At 73.7% G+C, this 21092-nt stretch carries 20 protein-coding genes and 1 tRNA gene; 12 read left to right on the top strand and 9 right to left on the bottom strand.

What is annotated here, in order from left to right:
• Positions 1-210 precede the first annotated feature (210 nt).
• Positions 211-807 (bottom strand): histidine phosphatase family protein, encoded by a 597-nt coding sequence (locus Sru02f_RS04730; RefSeq protein WP_109032775.1) that lies wholly within the window; start codon positions 805-807, stop codon positions 211-213.
• A 231-nt stretch (positions 808-1038) separates the two neighbouring features.
• Between Sru02f_RS04730 and Sru02f_RS04725 the strand changes: the two genes are divergently transcribed.
• The 5 genes from Sru02f_RS04725 to Sru02f_RS04705 all read left to right on the top strand — a co-directional run bounded on the left by Sru02f_RS04725 (position 1039) and on the right by Sru02f_RS04705 (position 7470).
• Positions 1039-2028, top strand: coding sequence for a phosphatase PAP2 family protein (locus Sru02f_RS04725; protein WP_109032774.1), 990 nt, complete (start codon positions 1039-1041; stop codon positions 2026-2028).
• Entirely contained in the window at positions 1925-3178 is a 1254-nt protein-coding gene (locus Sru02f_RS04720) for a hypothetical protein (RefSeq protein ID WP_373103388.1), read from the top strand. The genes Sru02f_RS04725 and Sru02f_RS04720 overlap by 104 nt, the downstream gene beginning before the upstream one ends.
• On the top strand, positions 3169-4845 hold the full coding sequence (locus Sru02f_RS04715) for a hypothetical protein (protein ID WP_167469626.1): 1677 nt from the start codon (positions 3169-3171) through the stop codon (positions 4843-4845). The genes Sru02f_RS04720 and Sru02f_RS04715 overlap by 10 nt, the downstream gene beginning before the upstream one ends.
• Positions 4842-6203, top strand: a complete 1362-nt coding sequence (locus Sru02f_RS04710) for an AAA family ATPase (RefSeq protein WP_109032773.1) — start codon at positions 4842-4844, stop codon at positions 6201-6203. The genes Sru02f_RS04715 and Sru02f_RS04710 overlap by 4 nt, the downstream gene beginning before the upstream one ends.
• A 238-nt stretch (positions 6204-6441) precedes the next feature.
• Complete coding sequence (locus tag Sru02f_RS04705) at positions 6442-7470, top strand: S66 family peptidase (protein ID WP_109032772.1); 1029 nt, start codon at positions 6442-6444, stop codon at positions 7468-7470.
• On the opposite strand, the gene Sru02f_RS04700 is transcribed toward Sru02f_RS04705, so the two are convergent.
• On the bottom strand, positions 7451-8038 hold the full coding sequence (locus Sru02f_RS04700; RefSeq protein ID WP_109032771.1) for a TetR/AcrR family transcriptional regulator: 588 nt from the start codon (positions 8036-8038) through the stop codon (positions 7451-7453). The two genes, Sru02f_RS04705 and Sru02f_RS04700, sit on opposite strands and share 20 nt — an antisense overlap.
• 128 nt (positions 8039-8166) lie before the next feature.
• Here Sru02f_RS04700 and Sru02f_RS04695 point away from each other — a divergent pair, with 128 nt between their 5' ends.
• The gene (locus tag Sru02f_RS04695; RefSeq protein ID WP_109032770.1) at positions 8167-9021 is read left to right on the top strand and encodes an NmrA family NAD(P)-binding protein; all 855 of its coding nucleotides are present in this window, start codon (positions 8167-8169) and stop codon (positions 9019-9021) included.
• Positions 9022-9033: 12 nt separating this feature from the next.
• Here Sru02f_RS04695 and Sru02f_RS04690 read toward each other — a convergent pair whose 3' ends face one another.
• Complete coding sequence (locus Sru02f_RS04690; RefSeq protein ID WP_109032769.1) at positions 9034-9927, bottom strand: SDR family oxidoreductase; 894 nt, start codon at positions 9925-9927, stop codon at positions 9034-9036.
• Positions 9928-10124: 197 nt separating this feature from the next.
• Here Sru02f_RS04690 and Sru02f_RS04685 point away from each other — a divergent pair, with 197 nt between their 5' ends.
• Positions 10125-11003 (top strand): helix-turn-helix transcriptional regulator, encoded by an 879-nt coding sequence (locus Sru02f_RS04685; RefSeq protein WP_109032768.1) that lies wholly within the window; start codon positions 10125-10127, stop codon positions 11001-11003.
• A gap of 32 nt (positions 11004-11035) precedes the next feature.
• Here the strand turns inward: Sru02f_RS04685 and Sru02f_RS04680 are convergent, their stop codons facing one another.
• Positions 11036-11362, bottom strand: coding sequence for an ArsR/SmtB family transcription factor (locus Sru02f_RS04680; protein ID WP_109032767.1), 327 nt, complete (start codon positions 11360-11362; stop codon positions 11036-11038).
• A 91-nt stretch (positions 11363-11453) separates the two neighbouring features.
• Between Sru02f_RS04680 and Sru02f_RS04675 the strand changes: the two genes are divergently transcribed.
• Together Sru02f_RS04675 and Sru02f_RS04670 are read left to right on the top strand one after the other, a co-directional pair.
• Entirely contained in the window at positions 11454-12704 is a 1251-nt protein-coding gene (locus Sru02f_RS04675; protein WP_109032766.1) for an MFS transporter, read from the top strand.
• Positions 12705-12766: 62 nt separating this feature from the next.
• Positions 12767-13351, top strand: a complete 585-nt coding sequence (locus tag Sru02f_RS04670; protein ID WP_109032765.1) for a dihydrofolate reductase family protein — start codon at positions 12767-12769, stop codon at positions 13349-13351.
• Positions 13352-13371: 20 nt separating this feature from the next.
• Here the strand turns inward: Sru02f_RS04670 and Sru02f_RS04665 are convergent, their stop codons facing one another.
• Positions 13372-14226 (bottom strand): class I SAM-dependent methyltransferase, encoded by an 855-nt coding sequence (locus tag Sru02f_RS04665; RefSeq protein ID WP_109032764.1) that lies wholly within the window; start codon positions 14224-14226, stop codon positions 13372-13374.
• A gap of 138 nt (positions 14227-14364) precedes the next feature.
• Here Sru02f_RS04665 and Sru02f_RS04660 point away from each other — a divergent pair, with 138 nt between their 5' ends.
• Positions 14365-14958, top strand: coding sequence for a TetR/AcrR family transcriptional regulator (locus Sru02f_RS04660; protein WP_167469624.1), 594 nt, complete (start codon positions 14365-14367; stop codon positions 14956-14958).
• A gap of 98 nt (positions 14959-15056) precedes the next feature.
• The gene (locus Sru02f_RS04655; RefSeq protein ID WP_109032763.1) at positions 15057-16157 is read left to right on the top strand and encodes an LLM class flavin-dependent oxidoreductase; all 1101 of its coding nucleotides are present in this window, start codon (positions 15057-15059) and stop codon (positions 16155-16157) included.
• On the opposite strand, the gene Sru02f_RS04650 is transcribed toward Sru02f_RS04655, so the two are convergent.
• A complete protein-coding gene (locus Sru02f_RS04650) occupies positions 16133-18025 on the bottom strand; it encodes a putative bifunctional diguanylate cyclase/phosphodiesterase (RefSeq protein ID WP_109032762.1) in 1893 nt (630 codons plus the stop codon). The two genes, Sru02f_RS04655 and Sru02f_RS04650, sit on opposite strands and share 25 nt — an antisense overlap.
• A gap of 284 nt (positions 18026-18309) precedes the next feature.
• Between Sru02f_RS04650 and Sru02f_RS04645 the strand changes: the two genes are divergently transcribed.
• Positions 18310-19620, top strand: coding sequence for a M6 family metalloprotease domain-containing protein (locus Sru02f_RS04645; protein WP_109032761.1), 1311 nt, complete (start codon positions 18310-18312; stop codon positions 19618-19620).
• 166 nt (positions 19621-19786) lie between these two features.
• On the opposite strand, the gene Sru02f_RS04640 is transcribed toward Sru02f_RS04645, so the two are convergent.
• The 3 genes from Sru02f_RS04640 to Sru02f_RS04630 all read right to left on the bottom strand — a co-directional run bounded on the left by Sru02f_RS04640 (position 19787) and on the right by Sru02f_RS04630 (position 20957).
• Positions 19787-19860, bottom strand: a tRNA-Lys gene (locus tag Sru02f_RS04640).
• Entirely contained in the window at positions 19851-20462 is a 612-nt protein-coding gene (locus Sru02f_RS04635; protein ID WP_109032760.1) for a bifunctional DNA primase/polymerase, read from the bottom strand. The genes Sru02f_RS04640 and Sru02f_RS04635 overlap by 10 nt, the downstream gene beginning before the upstream one ends.
• A gap of 147 nt (positions 20463-20609) precedes the next feature.
• Complete coding sequence (locus Sru02f_RS04630) at positions 20610-20957, bottom strand: hypothetical protein (RefSeq protein WP_109032759.1); 348 nt, start codon at positions 20955-20957, stop codon at positions 20610-20612.
• Positions 20958-21092 lie beyond the last annotated feature (135 nt).

Raw genomic sequence — 21092 nt, 5'->3', positions numbered from 1 at the left:
CCTGAACGGCCTGGGAGGTACCTCCAGGCAGCACGGGTGGGCGGTGGGGGTCCCCCCGCTCGAGCGAAGCCGAGAGTGGGGGAGGCACCCCGCAACGCCGGGCCGCGCTCCCAACCCTCGCCCAGCCCCGACGCCGGGCACCGCAAAAACCAGCGCGGGCACTGGCGCCGACACCTGCACCGACGCCGGCACCGGCACCGGCACCGGCCGTCAGCCGACCAGGTGCCCCAGATCGTTCCAGCTCTCCACCGCCGGCTCCCCGTACGCCCACCCCAGCACCGACAGCGACGTCGGATTGAGCCGTATCCGCGCTCCGAAGGACACCGGCAGCCCCAGCCACCGCGCCCCGATCGCCCGCAGAACGTGCCCGTGGGCGAAGACGAGCACGTCCCGCTCCGCCTCCCGCGCCCACGCCACCACCTCGTCCGCGCGCGCCGTGACGTCCGCCACTCCCTCCCCCTCGGGGGCCCCGTCCCGCCAGATCAGCCAGCCCGGCCGCACGGCCTGGATCTGCTCCGGCGTCATGCCCTCGTACGCCCCGTAGTCCCACTCCATCAGCGTGTCCCACGCGCGTGCGCGCTCCCCGAAACCCGCCAGCTCGCAGGTCTCGCTCGCGCGCACCAGCGGACTGGTCCGCACCTCCACGCCCTCCAGCCCGTCCCACGGCGCCCGGTGCAGCCGCTCGCCGAGCAGCTTCGCGCCGCGCCGGCCCTCCTCCAGGAGCGGCACGTCGGTCCTGCCGGTGTGTCTGCCGGACAGCGACCACTCCGTCTGTCCGTGCCGGGCCAGCAGAATGCGCGGTGCCATGAAGAGGCCTTTCCGGGAGAAATGTCTGAGGGGGACCCCTCCATCATCCCGTACCGTCCGTGCGGGCAACCCGACGGGCTGCGCCCGCGTCTTTCCGGTCCGAGGGCGCTTGGCCGAGCGATCACGGCGAGGCCGTAGAGTGGCTCGCCCGTGTCCGTCCAGGCGCACGAGTGACCGAGAAGCAGAGTGACCGAGAAGCAGGTAGCGAAGAGAAGGGGGAGGGCGATCGGATTGCCGCACACCGAGACACCGGGCACCGAGGCGGCCCCGCACCCTCGGCTGCGCTGGTGGACGGAGCTGCCGCTCATCGTCCTCGTGTACGCCTGCTACAGCGCGGGACGTCTGCTCGTGCGGGGCGACGTCTCCGACGCCGTCGACCACGGCCTGGCCATCCTGGACATCGAGAAGGCGCTCTACCTCAACGCGGAGCACCCCCTCAACCGCCTCTTCACGCGCGAGCCCTGGATCGGTGTACCGGCGGACTTCTGGTACGCGTCGCTGCACTACGTGGTCACCCCGGCGATCCTGATCTGGCTCTTCCGCTCCCGCGCGGTGCGCTACCGGGCCGCCCGCACCTGGCTGATGACGTCGACGTTCATCGGTCTCATCGGCTTCACGCTGCTGCCGACCTGCCCGCCCCGGCTGCTGGACGCCGGTCACGGGTTCGTCGACACGATGGCCCAGTACAGCTCGTACGGCTGGTGGGGTGGGGCGGCGAGCGCGCCGCGCGGCATGGGCGGGATGACCAACCAGTACGCGGCGATGCCGAGCCTGCACGTGGGCTGGGCGCTGTGGTGCGGGGTGATGCTGTGGCGCCACGGCGGCACGCGCACGGCGAAGGTGGCCGCCGTCGTCTATCCCCTGGGGACCACGATCGTGGTGATGGGCACCGCGAACCACTACTTCCTGGACGCCGTCGCCGGTGCGGCCGTGATGGGCGCGGGACTGTTGCTGACGCCGTTCGTGCTGCGCGCAGCGGCGCGGATGCGGACCCGGCTCCCGGCCCGTTTCGCCCCGGCCGCGGCCGGCTCCGCGAATGCCGCCGTGCCCGCCCCGGCCTCGGCCCGGGACGGCGCGGGTTCCGCGATTGTCAGTGGCGGATGCCAGACTTCCGCGGGTGAGCGATTTCCACGGCAGCGCGAGCAGCGGTTCGGAGCCGGAGCCGAGCCGGACCCCGCCCCCTCGGACGCGGGGGACGAGACTCCGGCACCGGCTCGCTGAGCTGCGCGGTCCCGACGTACCCGCCAAGGCGCTGGACGCCCGGGCGCTGGCCGCCCTCGCCGCCAACCCGGGGTGCCGTCGGCGCGCGATCCTCGACGGGGCGGGCGTGGACAAGGCGTCCCTGGCCAGTGCGCTGGGCTCGCCGTCGGTCTTCGGGCAGTCCCAGTTCGCCTTCACACGGGGGAACGCCTTCGAGGCGAGGGTGAAGGCGGACGGCGGCGCCGAGTTGCTGCGGCTCGTGCACGAGAGGCTGGACCGGGGTGCCGAGTCCCCCGCCGAGGCTCCGGTGCGGGTGCCCGACCTGTCCGCGACCGGCCCGGAGGGGCGTGCGGCGCGGACGTCGCTGGCGTTGCGCGAGGCCACCGGCACGCCCGGCACGTGGACGCTGCTCGACCATCCCATGCTCGCCCTGGAGGTCGCCGGTTCCCCCGCCTTCCTGGAGCCGGACGCCGTGGTGGTGCATCCGGACGGCGGTTGGACGGTCGTCGAGATCAAGTCCTTCCCCATGCTGGACGGCTCCGCCGATCCGGCGAAGGTCGGCGCCGCCGCGCGGCAGGCCGCGGTGTACGTGCTGGCGCTGGAGCGGGTCGCCGCCCGCCTCGACCCGGCCCCGCGCGTGCGCCACCGCGTCCTGCTCGTCTGCCCCAGGGACTTCTCCAACCTGCCCACCGCGTCCGCCGTCGACGTGCGCAAGCAGCGCGCCGTCACCGACCGCCAGCTGGCCCGGCTGACCCGCATCGAGGAGATCGCCGACGCGCTCCCGGAGGGCGTCTGCTTCTCCCCCGAGCTGCCGGCCGAGGAGCTGACGGCGGCAGTCGAGGCGGTCCCGGCGACGTACGCGCCCGAGTGCCTGTCCGCGTGCGAGCTGGCCTTCCACTGTCGGGCCCGGTCCCGCGAAGCCGGTGCGGTCACCTGCCTGGGCCGTCCGGTACGGGCCGAGCTGGGCGGTCTTTCCACGGTCGAGGACGTGCTGGCCGCGGCCCGCGGGGAGGCCGGTGACCCGGACGACCCGGCGGTCGCCGCGTTGCGCAGAGCGGCCCGGCTCCGTGCGGAGGCGCTCGCGACGGCCGGTGCGGCCGGCGGCGCGGCAGCGAGTGGCGCGGCGGCGGGTGGCGGTAGCGGGGCCGGCGGGGTGTCCGCGTGTCACTGATCACCACCCTCGCCCGGCTGGAGGCGGTGCGCACCGGCCGGGCCCAGCCCGCCGCCACCGTCCGGCACCGGCACCTGTCGGACCGTCCGCTCGTCTTCGTACCGCTGATCACCGCCGGTGAGGCCGGGGCCCCGCTCGGAGCGCTGGTCGGCACCGACCGGGACGCACCGCACCTGCTGGTCGTGCCGCAGCCCCGCGACCGCGACCTGCGCTTCGCGTTCCTCGCCGAGCTGGCCGGCATCGTGCTGCCCCACGTCGAGGCGTACGCGGAGAGCGTCGAGGCCGCCGAACGCACCGAGACCGACCCGGAGACCGGCAAGCGGGTCAAGGTCGAGGTCGACCTGTGCGCGGACGCCGCGCAGCTGGTCGTGCCGAGCCGCGCGGGCGTCGACTTCGTACGGCTGCTGGGCCGGTCCATGCGTTTTCGGCGTACGGCGGAACAGGACCCGGAGACCCCGCACCCCGCGCCGCCGCGGGTGCCGCTGCTGGGCCGGTGGCTGACCCACTACGGCGAGCGGGCCCGTGTGCCCGGCTCCTCCCTCCTGCTCGCCATGACCGACCTGCTGGGCCGGCACTGGGCGACCGGGCAGTCCACGCTGGAGGACCAGCACCTGGGCGCCCTGCTGGCGTGGATCGCACCGCAGGACCCGCTGGACCAGCGGGACCCGCAGGAGCCGCCCCCGACCGGTGCGGAGGCCGCCCGCCGCGCGGAGCTGGCCCGCGACGCCGACGGCCAGCTGCTGTGTCCGCCCGCGGGCCCGGCGACCGACCCGGCCTTCGACAACAAGCTCCTGGCCCCCGCCATCGAGCGCTACGACCGCGCCCGCACGGCGCTGGCCGCCGCCGAGGACGGCCTGGAGGCCGACGACCGGCTCGGTGCTCTCACGGCCGCGGAGCGGGAGATCCGCGCCCTGGTCGAGAGCCGTACCCGGCCCACCTGGGACGCGGTGTGGCGCGGCCTGGACCTGCTGCGGGCGCTGCCCGAAGGGGCGCACGCCGAGGAGCGCTGGACCCGCGACCGCTGGTCGTTCACCTCGCACCGCGACCGGATCCTGGCCGGTGAGCCCCCGCAGCCGCGCCGCGACGACGCCGTGACGGCGGCGAACAAGCTGGCCACGCGCGAGCGCGAGCAGGCCCGTCTGGAGGCCCAGGAGGCGCTGGACGATCCGCTGGTGATGGCCGGGCGGCGGCTGTCCGGGGAGGCGTTCGCGGGCGAGGTCGTGGACGTGGTGATGGCGTACAGCGAGAGCAAGCGGCCCAGTCCGCGCCCGCTGGTCACGGTCCGCACAGACGACCGCCCGTACCTGGGCGAGCGGGTGAAGGTCTACCGATCGCTGGGCGGCAAGCCGCAGACGGCCGAGTACGTCGGACCGGCGGCCCCGGCCGGCGGCCCCGCCGGTCCCGCCGACCCCGCCGAGGGGACCGGCACCGACGACGGCACGGTGGTCCTCAGGATCATGGACAAGATGGGCCGCGGCAAGGAGCCCGAGGCGGGGTCGGTGCCGGAGAAGGGCGACCTGGTCTGCTTCACGCTCTTCGAGCACGAGCAGCGGGGCGGCGCGAAGCTCCCCGACCCGGAGCAGACGCCGTGGACGCACGGCGGCCCGCCCGGTGAGTCGGCCGTGCCGGAGGCCGCCGACGCCCAGACCGAGGAGGACGTGCTGTGACCGCCGAGGCCCTCTCCGCATCCGCCCCCGCCTCCTTCGACCCGGGCGCCGAGGCCGCCCGCGCCACCGCGGCGATCCTCCACGACACCCTGCACGGCACCGAGCGCGGTGTCGTCGTCGACTCCCCGCCCGGCGCCGGGAAGTCCACGCTCGTGGTGCGGGCGGCGCTGGAGCTGGCCGAGGCGGGCCGCCCCCTGATGGTGGTGGCGCAGACCAACGCCCAGGTGGACGACCTGGTGCTGCGTCTGGCCGAGAAGAACCCGGACCTTCCGGTGGGCCGCCTGCACAGCAGCGACGCCGACCCGTACGACAAGGCGCTCGACGCGTTGGGGAACGTACGCAAGTCGGCGAAGGCCGCCGATCTCGCCGGGCAGGCCGTCGTGCTGTCCACGGCGGCGAAGTGGGCGCACGTGAAGGTGGACGAGCCGTGGCGGCACGCGATCGTCGACGAGGCGTACCAGATGCGCTCGGACTCCCTGCTCGCGGTCGCCGGGCTCTTCGAGCGGGCGCTGTTCGTGGGCGACCCCGGTCAGCTGGACCCGTTCGCGACGGTGGGCAGCGAGCAGTGGGCGGGCCTGGCCTACGACCCGTCGTCCTCGGCCGTGACGACCCTCCTCGCCCACAACCCGGGCCTGCCCCAGCACCGACTGCCGGTCTCCTGGCGGCTCCCGGCGTCGGCGGCCCGCCTGGTCTCGGACGCCTTCTACCCGTACACGCCGTTCCGCAGCGGCACGGGCCACGGCGACCGGAGCCTGGCCTTCGCGGTGCCGTCGGACGGCTCGGGTCCCGACCGGGTGATCGACGAGGCCGCCGCCTCGGGCTGGGGCCTGCTGGAGCTTCCGGCCCGGCACACCCCGCGCACCGACCCGGAGGCGGTGCGTGCGGTGGCGGCGGTGGTCCGGCGCCTCCTCGACCGTGCGGGCCGGGCGATTTCCGAGCGCTCGCCCGACCCCGCTCCGCTCACCGCCGCCCGCATCGCCGTCGGCACCGCGCACCGGGACCAGGCGGCGGCGGTCCGCGCGGCACTGGTGGACCTGGGCGTGCACGACGTGACCGTGGACACGGCCAACCGCCTCCAGGGCCGCGAGTACGACGTCACGGTCGTGCTGCACCCGCTCTCCGGCCGCCCCGACGCCACCGCCTTCCACCTGGAGACCGGCCGCCTGTGCGTCCTGGCCTCCCGGCACCGGCACGCGTGCATCGTGGTCTGCCGCGAGGGCGTGGGCGGCCTGCTGGACGACTACCCGTCCACGGAACCGGTCCAGTTGGGAACGCTGGTGAAGTTCCCGGACGGCTGGGAGGCGAACCACGCGGTGCTGGCCCATCTCGCGGAGCACCGGACGGCCTGGCGGCCCTGACGGAGGGGTTCCGGCAGACCGGCGAACGGACACGGGAGACTTCCGGCGGCACCGGGTCACCCCGACCGGGTCGGTGAACCGGCCCGGCACCACCGTCGCCGCCGGTCCCGCGCTCTCGTCGCCGTGACGACACCGCCCGACGGGACCGTTGCCACCACCCGTCGGCGCGGTCGTCACGACCGCCGGGGCGCGGAAATCCGCCTGCCCGCGGGGACGCCGACGTGCCAGAATCCACCGCATGCCCGTTCGATACCCGCGCCCCCTGCGCCCAGGAGACCGTGTCGCCGTCACCTCGCCGTCCAGCGGAGTTCCCGAGAAGCTCCGCGAACGCCTGAACGTGGCGATCCGCGACGTGGAGGCACGCGGATACGAGGTGGTCGTCGGAGCGTGCCTGGACGGCTCCGGGCACGTCAGCGCCTCCGCTCCCGAGCGCGCGGCCGAACTGACGCGGATGCTGACCGACCCCGGCATCAGGGCGGTGGTGCCGCCGTGGGGCGGCGACCTGGCCATCGACCTCCTGCCGCTGCTCGACTGGGACCGGCTGCGCGAGGCCGAACCGACCTGGCTCGTGGGCTACTCGGACCTGTCGACCCTGATGACCCCGCTGACGCTCCTCACCGGCACGGCGACCGTGCACGGCAACAACCTCATGGACACCCCGTACCGGACCCCCGACGGGCTGGTCTCCTGGTTCGACATCGTCAGCGCGCCCCGGGGCCACCGGTTCACCCAGACGCCGCCGGGCCGCCACCGGACCACCGGCTGGGACGACTACGCGCTCCACCCGGACGCCCGGGAGTACACGCTCGACACCCCCGGCGGCTGGACCCGGCTGGACGGCGGCGGAGACGTCGAGGTCGAGGGCCGGCTGATCGGCGGCTGCATCGAGACGCTCTGCAACCTCACGGGGTCCGGGTGCCTGGACACGTCCGCCTTCGCCCGGACCGCGGCGCCCGAGGGGCTCCTGGTGTACGTGGAGGCCTGCGGCGACGACGCCCTGGCCATCTGCCGCAACCTGCACGGCATGCGGCTGGCCGGCTTCTTCGACGCCGCGAACGCGGTACTGGTCGGCCGGACCTCGGCCCCGGGCGTCCCCTCGCTCTCCCAGCACCAGGCCGTGCTGGACGCGCTCGGCCCGCTGGGGGTGCCGATCGTCGCCGACGTGGAGTGCGGCCACGTCCCGCCCTACCTGCCGCTCGTCAACGGCGCGCACGGCCGCCTGACCCGCACGTCGACGCGGAGCGAAATCACCCAGACGCTGGCCTGATGCCGTCCAGCAGGTACCTGGTGCGGCGGTCGTAGTCCTCCCGGGCGGGCCGCTCGCCGTGCTTGAGGGCGAGGGCGTTGTCGCGGACGAGTGCGTGGAGGTCGCCCGCCGTGAACTCCGGCCGCAGCGCACCGCGGGCCCGCGCCGCCGCGACGATCTCCTCGTTGGCCCGGCTTCCGACCCGGCAGATCTCCATGAGCTGCTCCGAGTGCGGATACGTCTGCAACAGGACGTCGTTGAAGGCGGGCTGACGGTACTGGAGGTCGCGGATCGCGGTGAGGTAGTACGCGATCCGCTCGCCGCCGTCGTCGATGGTCCGCGTGCGGTCGACGACGGCGAACAGCTCACTCGCGACGACCTCCTCGATGACGGCGTCGATGAGCCCGACCCGGCCGCCGAACCGGTTGAAGATCGTGGCCTTGCTCACCCCTGCCGCCTTGGCGACCTCCTCCAGCGGCACGGTCAGGCCCTGTCCCTGGAAGGCGCCGATCGCGGCGGAGCGGATCTGCTCGGAATTGCGCCGCGCGTCGGCGCGCAGCCGGGGTTCCGGAGGCACCGCACCGGCCATGGCCCTCACCGTCTCTTCCTGTCACTGGCACTCACCAGCACAACTTGACTCGGGGAGTCAGCTTACCTACGGTCGGCCGCGCAAGAGAAAGTGACCTGCATGGTCAACTTATGCGGAAGGTCAGGAACATGATCGTTGTCACCGGCGCCACCGGTGGGCTGGGCGGCGCCACCGTCGAGCACCTCCTCAAGCGCGTACCCGCCGACCAGGTCGGCGTCAGCGTCCGCGACGTCGCCAAGGCGCAGCACTTCGCCGACCGCGGCGTGCGCGTGCGGCAGGGCTCCTACGAGGACCCGGCCGCGCTGCGCGACTCGTTCGCCGGTGCCGAGCAGGTGCTTCTGGTCTCCGGCAACGACCCGGCCGCCGACCTGGTCGGCCTGCATCGCCGCGCCGTCGAAGCCGCGGTCGAGGCCGGTGCCGACCGGATCCTCTACACGAGCCAGCAGGGCGCCGTCCCCGGCAACCCGTACCGGCCGTCGGACTTCCACGTCGCCACCGAGGCGGTCCTCGCCGACTCCGGAGTCGCCTGGACCGCGCTGCGCAACGGCGCCTACGGTCCGCTCGACCAGGTCCTCGGCCCCTGGCAGCGGACCGGCGTGATCGCAAAGCCCGAGGACGGCCCCGTCCCGTACACCGACCGTGCCGACACCGCCGAGGCCACCGCGGCCGTCCTCGCCGGCGACCGGCGCTTCGACGGCCCGGTGAACCTCACCGCGCGTGCCGCCCTCACCTTCGACGATCTCGCCGAGATCGCCTCCGACCTCACCGGTCGCACCATCGAGCGCGTCGTCCTGGACGACGACCGGTGGATCGCCGACCAGGTCGCGACCGGCGTGCCGGAGCAGATGGCCCGGCTCATGCTCACCTACTACCAGGCAGCCCGCGCGGGCTACTTCGCCGAGGCCGACCCCCTGATGGCCGAACTCCTCGGCCGCGAGCCCCGCACCGCCGCGGACCGGCTCGCAGCCGCCATCCCCGCCTGAAGCCCGCCCGGCTCAGGCTGCGGGGAAGTCGGTGGCGGGGGCGGAGGCGGCGGTCGCGTCGAGGTCGGCCCGCAGGGCGTCGACCTTCGCGGTGGCGAAGGCGTGCGCGTCGGAGCCCAGCAGCTGGCGCAGGGGGCCGTCCTCGATCCCGGCGCGCTCGATGATGGCGGCGGCCCCCTTGACCGGGTCGCCGAGCTGCTGCCCCTGAAGCCCGAGGTGGTCCTCGACCATGGCCCGCACCGCCGGGTAGTGCTCGGTGGTCTCGCTGGGCAGGGCCAGTGAGTCCGGGGTGAGGAAGGACGTGCGGAAGTAGCCGGGCTCGACGACGGTGACCTCGATGCCGAAGTCCGCGACCTCGGCGGCGAGGGCCTCGCTCAGCCCTTCGAGTGCGAACTTGCCCGCGCAGTACAGCGCCCAGCCGGGCATCGTGGTCAGGCCCAGGATCGAGGAGACGTTGATGACCCGTCCCGCGCGCTGCTCACGCAGGATGGGGAGCGCGGCGCGCAGCACGTTCCACACCCCGGCGACCTGCACGTCGAACATGTTCCGCACGTCCTCGGCGCTGGTCTCCTCCACGGCGGCGAGGAAGCCGTAGCCCGCGTTGTTGACGACGACGTCCAGGCGTCCGAATCGCTCGGCCGTCCGGTCCACGGCGCTCTTGACCTGGGCCTCGTCCGTCAGGTCGACGGTCAGCGCGAGCAGCCGGCTGGTGTCGGCCGTGCTCCCGAGCGCGGCGGTCAGGCGCTCGGCGGAGCGGGTGGTGGCGGCCACGTTGCCGCCCCGGGCGAGCAGTTGCCTCACCAGCTCCAGCCCCAGTCCGCGAGAGGCGCCGGTGACGAACCAGGTGGCGGGAGTGGTGGTCGAAGTGGTGGTCGAAGTGGTGGTGGGAGTGGTGATGCCAGGCATGAGTGCCCCTCTTCCGTGGATGCCGCGACGGGAAGCCGGTCCGGGTCGGCCGGTCCGGCGCTGACTCGATCCTGGGCCGCGAAAGAGCTGCTCCGAGAGCCATGGCAGGCCCTGCGCGCCCTAGGCCGCGTGAAGGTAGGACCGACAGACCTCCCCTGGGGAGGCCGTCGCTGTTCCTCGCGGGACAGACTGCTTCCATGGCCCCCAACAACCGCGAGCTGGCGGACTTCCTCAGGCGCTCCCGCGCCCAGTGCGACCCCGAGCGGGCAGGGCTGCCGCCGGACGGCCGCGTCCGGCGCGTACCCGGACTCCGGCGGGAGGAAGTCGCCCGCCTGTCCGGAGTGTCCGCCGACTACTACGCCCGCCTCGAGCAGGGCCGGTCCATCAACCCGTCCCCCGCCGTGGTCGAGGCCGTCGGCCACGCCCTGGGACTGGACGAGGCAGGCCTTGCCCATCTCAAGGATCTCGTGGGCATCACCGCCACCGGCCGCCCGTCGCGCCCGCCCAGCGTGCAGCGGCTGCGCCCCGGGCTCCATCGGCTGCTGGATTCCCTGGACACCGCCGTCCCCGCCCTCGCCCTGGGGCGGCAGTCCGCCGTCCTGGGTGCCAACCGCATGGCCAGGGCCCTGTTCGCGGACTTCGACGCCATGCCGGCCGCCGAGCGCAACTACACCCGCTGGCTCTTCCTCGACCAGGACGCGCGCGACCTGTTCGTCGACTGGGAAGTCCAGGCCCGCGCCGCGGTGGAGAACCTGCGCCTGGACGCGGTCCGCGAGTCGGACCGGCAGGCCACGGGGGCGCTCGTCACCGAGCTGAGGGAGCGGAGCGAGGACTTCGACCGCTGGTGGCGCCAGCACCGCGTGCACCAGCGCACCCATGGTTCCAAGCGGCTTCTGCACCCCTTGGTCGGCGAACTCACCGTGGAGTACGAAACGCTCGCGCTCCCCGGCGACAGCGAAACCACCCTGTTCCTCTACACGACCGAGCCGGGGTCGGCGTCCGCCCAGGCACTGAGCCTGCTGGCCTCGTGGACACTCACACGACCCCCGACGACCCCGAAGCGGTCGCACGACTGACCCGGCACGCCGGGGGCGGCTCCGCACCGCCTTCAGTCCTGCCGGGCCAGCGCCCCCATCAGCGCGTCCAGCAGGCCGGGTGCCGCCTCCTGCAAGGCGTCACGCCGCAAGCGGTGGCCCCGGTAGGGGCCGACCATGACCGGGCGGAAGGCGCCCGCCTCCACCAGGATCTTGAAGTGGTGCGTCGCGGTGGACTTGTTCAGACCCTCGTAGAGGTCGGAGCAGGGCGCTTCACCGGCCGGGTCCGCCGCCAGGCGGCGGACCATCTCCAGGCGTACCGGATCCGCGAGTGCGCGCAGCAGCTTCTGGACCGCGGCGACGGGCGGCAGCTGGTCGGAAGGGATCTCCCAGGGCGGCATCAGACACCACCAAGTTTGACGAGCATCATACTTCTCCTTAGCATCCTCGAAGTACGACGCACATCATACTTCTCTTTCCCCTGGAGTCCTCGTGCGGGAACTCTCCCAGGGCCGCCGCCCCCAGTCATGGAGCTACCCGGCCCTCCTCGTCCTCCTCATGCTCGGGCAGGCGACCTCCGCCATCCCGTCACCGCTCTACTCGCTGTACGCCGAGAAGTGGGACTACCCTCCCGTCCTCACCACCGTCATCTTCGCCGCCTACGGGGCCGTCGCGGTCGTCGCGATCCTCCTGTCCGGCGCCCTCTCCGACCGGTACGGCCGCCGGCCCGTGCTCCTCGTCGCCGTCCTGCTGCTGCTCGCCGGGCTCGCCGTCTTCGTGTTCGCCGCGGGGCCCGCGTACCTCGTCGTGGCCCGGATGCTCAACGGCCTGGGCATCGGCGCGATCGTCGTGGTCGGCGGAGCCGCCCTGCTGGACGTGCGCCCCGAGCGGGCGGCACGCAGCGGGACGCTGACCGCCATCGCGTTCAACATCGGTATCGCCGCCGCCGCACTCGGCACCGCGGCCCTCGCCCAGACCGGCTTCCACCCCTTGCTCCTGCCGTACCTCACCGACGCGCTGATCGGCCTCGTCCTGCTGGTCCTCCTCCTGGTGATGCGCGAACCCCACCCCTCGCCCGGCAATGCGCCCCTGGGAATCCCGCGTCCGCAGGTGCCCGCGGAGATGCGCGGACGCTTCACCTTCTCCGTGCTCGGCGCCGGCGCCGCCTGGGCCGTGCTCGGGGTCTGCTTCTCACTGGAACCCTCGATCGCCGCCGACGCCGCGAACGTGGACGGCCCGTTCTTCGGCGGCGTCGTCATCGCGGCCGTGACCCTCGCCGCCGCGTGCACCCAGATCCTCAGCGCCCGCCGGCCGGCACGCACGGTCGCACTCGCCGGCGACACCGCGCTCGCCGTGCTCATGCTGGCCGGAGTGGGCGCCTTCGCCACCGGCAACGCCGTCGTCATCGTCGTCACCGTCGCCCTCCAGGGCGGCGCCTACGGGCTCGCCTTCGGCGGCTCCCTGCGCCACCTCACCGCCGCCATCCCCGCCGAACGGCGCGGGGCCGTCATGTCGATGTTCTACCTGCTCGCGTACGGCGCACTCATCACGCCCACCCTCCTCGTCGGCGTCGGCGCGACGGTCTGGGCCGACACCACGGTCTTCTTCGTCTTCTCCGTGCTCACGGCGCTGCTCTGCTTCTCCGCCGTGGTCGTCGAGCGGGTACTGGAACGCCGGCGCCGGCACGCCGAGGCCGTACCGGCGCCGCGAACGGACGTACGGGAGGCGAGCACCGTCGACTGACCGGCGCCCGCCCGTACGGAGCCGTACCGTCGAACCCGAACGGCTACCGAGGAGGCCCGCCGATGCGCAGCGTGACCTATTCGATGAACACGTCCCTCGACGGCTACATCGTCGACCCGCACGGAGCCATCGACTGGTCGGACCCGGCCGAGGAGGTCTTCCGGTTCTGGACCGACGAGATCCGCGGGACCGGCGCCCACCTGCTGGGGCGCCGCCTGTACGAGACGATGCTGTACTGGGAGACCGCCGACCGGGACGAGTCGCTCGACGCCGCGGAGCTGGAGTGGGCCGCGCTGTGGAAGGCGCTCCCGAAGGTGGTGTTCTCCAGGACGCTGACGACGGTGCGGGGCACCAACACACGCCTGGCCTCCGGCACCCTGACGGAGGAGATCGAGCGCCTGCGGGCCGAGCCCGGCGACGGCGACATCGCGATCGGCGGCGCGACCCTCGCCGCCGAGGCGGCCGCCGCCGACCTGATCGACGAGTACCGGACCATGCTCCACCCGGTACTGGTCGGCGGCGGCACCCCCTTCTTCCCCCACCACGGGCGCCGGGTGAACCTCGAACTCGTCGAGAGCCGCACCTTCGGCTCCCACGTCGCCTACCTCCGCCACCGGGTGACCCCCCGGAACTCACCCCGGCCCTGAAGCCCTTCGGCGCGCCCCGGTCATGCGGCGGCCGGGCGGGTCGCCGTGGTCAGCCAGGACGTGCTGAGGAGCCGGACCGTGCCGTCAGCCGCCTCGTGCGTGCGCAGATGGTCCGTCAGGATGCCGCGGGCGCGGGCCCGCGCGGTCGGGTCGGCCCGTTCCATGAGGTGGCGGCCGGGGCCCGTGCCCAGGAGGAACCCCGCCGCGTCCTCGGCGTCCCGGCCCCACGTCCCGTATGCCTGGACCTGGTTGACGTCGATGGCGACGAAACCCGCCGCGGTGAGGACGTCGCCGATGCGGTCCGCGGCGGCCAGGGAGAACATGCCGGGCAGCCCGGGCTGTCCGAAATCGCCCACCGGCAGGACCTCGCGCAGTGACGCCATCGCCGTGACCCAGCCGTTCAGCGCCGCGTCGGCCGGGCAGACGAACGCCAGGCGTCCCCCGGGCCGCAGCGCCCGGCCGACGTTGCCGAAGGCGGCCACGGGGTCGGCGAAGAACATCACCCCGTAGCGGCTGACCGCCGCGTCGAACGCCCCCGCCCCGAAGGGGTGCACCTGCGCGTCGCCCTGCGCGAAGGAGACGTTCGCGACGCCTTCCCGCTCGGCGCGGCTCCTGGCCTCGGTCAGCATCGGGCCGGACAGGTCGAGACCCAGCGCGTGTCCTCGGGGCGCCCGCAGCGCGGCGCGCCGCGTGGTCTGGCCCGAGCCGCAGCCGAGGTCGAGGACCCGGTCTTCTCCGGTGATGCCGGCGGCGTCGAGGAGGGGCTCGTCGAAGCCCTCGTTCACGGCGTTCCAGCGGTCCTGGTTGCGCGCCCAGTGGGCTCCCTCAGGGCCGTTCCACGCTTGAGCCTGCTCGGTGTTGACGATGTCCGGCACAGGTGCCTCCCAGGCGAACGACGGAGAATGGGCGTGCGCCCAAACAGTATGGGCAAGTGCCCAAACCCCGCAATCCCCGTTACCATCCACGGGGGCGAGCCCAGCCGGGGCGACCGATCCGGGACGAATGAGAGGCCCATGGCACCGCGCGGAGTGGCGACACCGGACGTACGCGAGCGGCTCTTCGCGGCGGCCGAGCGCATCGTGGAGCGGGACGGCCCCGGCGCGCTCACCAGCCGGGCGGTCACCACCGAAGCGGGCTGCGCCAAGGGGCTGCTGCACGCGCACTTCGCCGGGTTCGACGGATTCGTGGCCGAGCTGTGCCTGGACCGGTTCGCGAAGACGGCGACGAAGGCGCGGGCCCTGTCCGGGATCGCCGGGCACGGCACGGTGGAGCACAACCTGAACACCGTCGCTCTCGCCCTGTTCGACTCCGGCGGCCTCGCCCTGTCCGGCCTCGCCATGACCCGCCCGGCCGCCGCGCTGGGCATCCGCGAGGCGCTGGAGAAGGGCGCACCGGGCTTCACCGCGATCCAGGACGCGATCGCCGACTACCTGGAGGCCGAGCGGGGGCTGGGCCGCGTGGCGCGGACCGTCGACCCGCCCTCGGTGGCCCTCGCCGTCGTCGGCACCGCCCACCATCTCCTGATGACCGGCCGGCCGGACGCACCCGACCCGCGCCCGCTGGTGACCCGCCTGATCGCCACGCTGGTGAACGCCCCGGCGTCGTGAACCGCCGGGAATAACCGGAGACCCCCTCCTGTTACCTCGCGAAGCGACCCACGTACGACCGCGTGTACGACCACGTCAAGCACAGGAGGCACCCCACCATGCCCGCAGACGCCGCAGAGGAGATCCGGGGCACCGCCCACGGCACCGCTCCCGTCCCCCTCTCCGTACTGGACCTGGTGACCGTCGGGGCGGGCCGGACCGCCACGGACGCGCTGCGGACCGGCGTGGACATCGTGCGGCTCGCCGAGGCGCGCGGGTTCCAGCGCTACTGGGTCGCCGAGCACCACTCCATGCCCGGCGTCGCCTCCTCCTCCCCCGCGGTGATCCTCGCCCACCTGGCGGCCCACACCGACCGCATCCGGCTCGGGTCGGGCGGCGTCATGCTGCCCAACCACGCGCCGCTCGTCATCGCCGAGCAGTTCGGGACGCTGGAGGCGATGGCGCCGGGGCGGGTGGACCTCGGGCTCGGGCGGGCCCCGGGCACCGACGGGGCCACCGCCGCCGCGCTGCGCCGCACCGACCGGCTGAACGAGGGCGCCGACGACTTCCCGCAGCAGCTGGCGGAGCTGATCCGGTTCCTGGACGACGACTTCCCGGACGGGCACCCCTACGCCCGTATCCACGCCGTGCCCGGGCCCGTGCAGGCCACCTCGCCCGGGGGCGTGCAGTCGGCGCACCGGCCGCCGGTGTGGCTGCTCGGCTCCTCCGGGTTCAGCGCGCGGCTGGCCGGCACCCTCGGGCTGCCGTTCGCCTTCGCGCACCACTTCTCGGCGCAGAACACGATCCCCGCCCTCGACCTGTACCGCGAGTCCTTCCGGCCGTCCGCCGTCCTGGACGCGCCGTACGCCCTCATCGGCGTCTCCGCGCTCGCCACCGACGACGCGAAGGAGGCCCGGAGGCAGGTGCTGGCGGCCGCGCTGAACATGGTCCGGCTGCGCACCGGGCGCCCGGGGCTGGTGCCGACGCCGGAGGAGGCCGAGGCGTACGACTTCAGCCCGATGGAGCAGGACTTCATCCAGTCCTGGAACGCCAACGTCATCCACGGCACCGCCGACGAGGTGCGGGCCGGCCTCGACGACCTGCAGAAGCGCACCGGCGCCGACGAGCTGATGCTCACCGCCAACGCCCACGGCGGCGACGTACGCCTGCGCTCCTACGAGCTGATCGCCGACGCCTACGGGTTGCCGACGCCCGCCTGAACCCCGGCGGGGCCGCCGGGTTCCGGGTGGCCCAGCAGCGCGGAGATGCGGTCCGGCGCCACCGGCCGGGAGTACAGCCAGCCCTGGCCGGTGTCGCAGCCGATGCGGCGCAGGCGGGTCGCCTGGTCCGAGGTCTCCACGCACTCGGCGGTGACGGTCAGGCCGAGGCGGTGGGCGAGCTGGACCATCGCCTCGACGATGACCTCGTCGGCCGGATTGGCGGCCCCGGCCGTGCCGGAGGCCGCGGCCTCGTACTGGAAGCCCCGGACGAACGCGCCGTCCAGCTTCAGCACCGAGACCGGCAGCCGGCTGAGGTAGGCCAGGTTCGAGTAGCCGGTGCCGAAGTCGTCGATGGCGATGTGGACGCCCATGTCGCTGAGCGCCTTGAGGACCTGGAGCGGGCGCCCCGCGGAGCCCATCACCGCCGACTCCGTCAGCTCCAGCTGGAGCAGCTCCGGGGCGAGGCCCGTCTCCTCCAGGGTGCGGGCCACGTCCGCCACCAGGTCGGAGTCCCAGACCTGGCGGACCGCCACGTTGACGCTGACGAAGATCGGCGGCTCGTCCGGATGGGCCAGCTGCCAGCGGCGGGCCTGGTGGCAGGCGGTGCGCAGGATCCAGCGGCCGAGGGGAACGATCGAACCATCCTCCTCCGCCAGTGCGATGAACCGATTCGGCGCAAGTACGCCGAACTGAGGATGATTCCAGCGGATGAGCGCCTCGACGCCCCGCACCCGGCCGTCCTCCATGCCGACCAGCGGCTGGTACTCGAGGGCGAACTCGCCGCGTTCGATGGCGGGGCGGAGCGTGGCGGCCAGCGCCTGGCGGGTCATGCGGTTGGCGTTGCGCTCGGGGTCGAACAGGGTCCAGCGGGCCCGGCCGTCCGCCTTGGCCCAGTACAGGGTGGTGTCGGCGGCCTGCATCAGGGCGGTGGGGGTGGTGCCGGCGGTGTGGCGTTCGACGACGCCCACCGAGGCGGTGACCGAAAGGCGCCGGTCGGCGAGTTCGAACGGCGGCTGGAGGGCCGCGAGGACCGCCCCGGCCAGGTCGGCGAGCTGGTCGGTGCCGGTGGAGTCCTCCACCAGGAGGGCGAACTCGTCGCCGCCGAGCCGGGCCACCAGCGGGGCGCCGGACCGGGCGTGGGCCGCCTCCTCCGCACACCTGGTGAGCCGTTCGGCCACGGCGGCCAGGAGCCGGTCGCCGACGCGGTGGCCGTGGGTGTCGTTGACGGCCTTGAAGCCGTCCAGGTCCAGGTAGCACACGCCGATCCGGCCGGTGCCGCCGTGCTCGTACGACTCGGCCTCCAGCGCGGCGGTCAGCCGTTCGAAGAACAGGGCTCGGTTGGGCAGCCGGGTCACCGGGTCGTGCATCTGGAGGTGGCGCAGCCGGGCCTGGAGCTCGCGCCGGGCGCTGACGTCGGCGACGGAGAGCAGCAGGCCCGGGGCGCCCCCGTCCGCGCTGTCACCGGAGTCACCGGCGGCCAGTGGCTCGACCGTCACCTGCGCCCACAGGGAGTGCCCGTCGGCCCGCTTCAGCCGTCTGGTGCAGCGCAGCCGGGACCGGTGGCCGCGCAGCACCTCGCGGTACGCGTGCCAGGTGCCGGCGTCGGAGGCGAGGTCGACGAGGTCGGCCGCCACGGACCCGGCCAGCGCGTCCGGGTCGGTGCCCAGCAGGGTGCCCAGGGTGTCGTTGGCGCTGACGACCAGGCCCTCGGCGTCGACGACGGCCATGGCGAGCGGGGCCGTGGTGAACACCGACCGGTAGGCCGGGGGCTCCGTACGCACGGCACGAGGAGCCAGGCCTTCATCACTCTCTGTAACGGCCGGGCCGAGATCCGCTGCGGGCGCCGGCCCTTCGGAGGTTCCGTTCACCGCTCGCTCCCGCAGTGCCTCGATCTCTGTTCGTGCTCTGTTCGTGCAGGAAAGTGTGCCGATCATAGAGGCTGACACCGGGCCCTTCCAGCCGCCGTTCCGCGCTCCGGGCCGAGCGACCCCTCCGGCAGATCGTTTCTGCTCACACCTGGACGGGTCCGTCACCCCTCCGACCAGTTGTGACGTTCCGTGAGTGTCTTCGAGGAGTCGCCCGGGAGAACTCCTGCGAAATCCCGGACGGCTCACCCATCCGGTGCACGCGAACAGGGCGTAATACGACAATCATGCACAAGCTGGGTGCGGTGTCCCGTCAACCGCGTCCGGAGGTCCATGTGCCGCGCCAGTTCCCCCGGACCAGGCTGCGCAGCACCGCCGCGGTGTGCACCACGATGTCGGCGCTCGCCGCGACCTCCCTGATCACCGCGCCCTCGGTCGCCGAGCCCTTCTCCCCGGAGCCCTGCGCGCTCCAGCGCACCGCCGTGCACCACTCCGAGGGCCTGGACACCTGGAACGCCACCTATCCGCGGCCCGCCCGCGCCCTGGACGCGGTGATGGTGTTCCTGTCCTTCCCCGACTCCCAGCCCCTGACGGCACCGGCCGAACTCGCCGCCGACCACTTCCCCGCCACCGGCGACTTCTTCCGGCGCGCCTCCTACGGCGCCTTCACGCTCCGCCCGCACCCGCTGCGGGACTGGATCCGGATGCCGAGCCCGTCGACGTCGTACGCCATACGGCGGGACTGGAGCCCGGAGCACCGGGCGGCCTACCTGCGCGACGCGCTGGCCGCGGCCGACCGGTACGTCGACTTCTCCCGGTACGACGTCGTCTACTTCGTCGCGGACCCGGACGCGCCCGGGGTGGACTCCGACGCCACGAAGGTCGTCAACCTGGACACCCCGCTGCGGGCGGACGGCACGGACATCCGGCGGGTCGTCACGGTCTTCGAGAACCATCCGCCGGACCGGCTGGTCCTGGCCCACGAGACGGGGCACGTCTTCGACCTGCCGGACCTGTACCACCGGCCGGCGGACGGCGAGGGCGACTGGGACACGCACGTCGGCGACTGGGACCTGATGGGCAGCCAGTTCGGACTCTCCCCGGACCTGTTCGGCTGGCACAAGTGGAAGCTGGGCTGGCTGCGGCCCCGGCAGGTGGCCTGCGTGCGGGGCGGCGAACCGACCCGGCTGACGCTGGAGCCGCTGGGCGCGGGCCCCGGGGTGGTGGTGACCGGCGCCGCGGGCGCGCCGGCCTTCGGCCTCGGGCGGGGCACGAAGCTGGCGGTGGTGCGTACGGGGGCGGGCAGCGCGCTCGCCTTCGAGGTGCGCACGCCGGTCGGCAACGACGCGGCGTCCTGCCGCGCGGGGGTGCTGGTGTACCGGGTGCACAGCGGGGCGGAGTCGGGCGGCGGGCCGATCGAGGTCGTCGACGCCCACCCGGGCACCGATGCCTGCTGGGCCGACTCGGTCTACCCCCCGCTCGCCGACGCTCCCGTGTCCCTCGGCGAAAGCTTCACGGTCCCGGGCGACGGCGTACGCGTAGAGGTCGAAGACCGCACCGAATCAGGCACCTGGACCGTACAGATCACCCCCGGGTGACCCGCCCCCCGGCCCACACGAACCCTTGGCCAAGCCACACCCCCCGGCCCACCGAGCCGCGGGGTGTGGGTGGCGAAGCCCCCACAACGCGCGGCGAAGCCGCGCAAAAACAACGATGGCGAGGCCGGTTCGCGCTTTCCGCGAACACGCCTCGCCATCGCCAACGTGCGCCGCCAGGGACTCGAACCCCGGACCCGCTGATTAAGAGTCAGCTGCTCTAACCAACTGAGCTAGCGGCGCCTGCTGACGTCGTAGACCTTAGCATCCTGGTCGGCGGGAGGAAAAATCGAAATCCGCACCGCCGCGCGGGCCGCCCGCACGGCCGCCCAGAGCATGATCTCCGGGCCGGGCAGCCACGGCTGGCGGGTGTCCGGCGCCACGAGCCAGCGGGACCCGGAGCGCGGCGGCGCATCCGCGGGGGCGGGGCCCGCCGGTGCCGGGACGGTCACCGCGTCCCCGGCGCCGTGGCACAGCAGCGGCGGCACCGCTCCCGTACGGCCGCCCTCCCGGCCGCGGGCGCTCCACTCCTCCCAGTCGAGCAGCGACGGCAGCCGCTGGGCGGTGCCCGGGGCGGCGAACAGCAGCATCCGGCCGCGGAACTCCGCCACCGGGCCCGACCCGGGGCCGTCGTCCCACAGCCGGTCCAGCATCCGGCGGCCGAAGATCGCGGGAGCGCTCACCACGTCGAAGGCGGAGCCGCAGGGCAGGACGACCGGAGCCTCGGGCCGCTCCTCCCAGAGCGCGAGCGTGCTGCGCGGGTACGCGCCCGCCGAGGCCAGCCAGGCGGCGCCGTCCGAGGTGACGTCCGAGGCATGGGGCGTGGCGTTGCGTGTGCTGCTCATACCGCAAATACCTACCCGGTGTGAGGGTCCCACTCCGCTGGGTTGCGGGAAACCGGGACACGGCGACCGGGAGGGGAGTATCTTGCCCAGCCTCCTGGCATATGCCCTCCGCCCTTCCGGCGTTCCACCCCCACCCGCCCCCCGGGCTCACTCTGCCGATTCGCCGCGCATCAGGTCGCGGCCGAACTCCACCATCTTCTTGGCGTAGTCCTCGGTCCACTCCGCGCGTTCGGCGATGTCCGCGGCCGTCAGCCGGTCGAACCGCCTCGGGTCGGCCAGCTGCGCCGCCGCGATCGCCTGGAACTCCATCGCCCGGTCCGCCGCCGCGCGGAACGCGTGGGTCAGCTCGGTGGCCCGTTCGAGCAGCGCCCGGGGGTCGTCGATCGACTCGAGGTCGAAGAAGTGCTCGGGATCGGCGGCCGCCTCCGCCGGCTCGAAGAGCAGGGGCGCGGGGCGTAGCCGCGGTTCGTGCCGACGCGGCGTGGGCTCCGCCATGTCTTCTCCTCCTCGTGCGTGACGACGGCCCGTCCCCGGGTGCGGGGTCACTCCGGTGGAGTGGGCCACCGTCCATTGTCCCGCGCCCGCGCAAGAGGGCGGGGCGTGCCCGGAGCCGCGATCCGGACACACCCC

Source organism: Streptomyces rubrogriseus (genome assembly GCF_027947575.1).
Taxonomy (GTDB): Bacteria; Actinomycetota; Actinomycetes; order Streptomycetales; family Streptomycetaceae; genus Streptomyces; species Streptomyces rubrogriseus.
The sequence above is the reverse complement of the archived record's forward strand: the minus strand, read 5'-3'. Positions and strand labels throughout refer to the sequence as shown.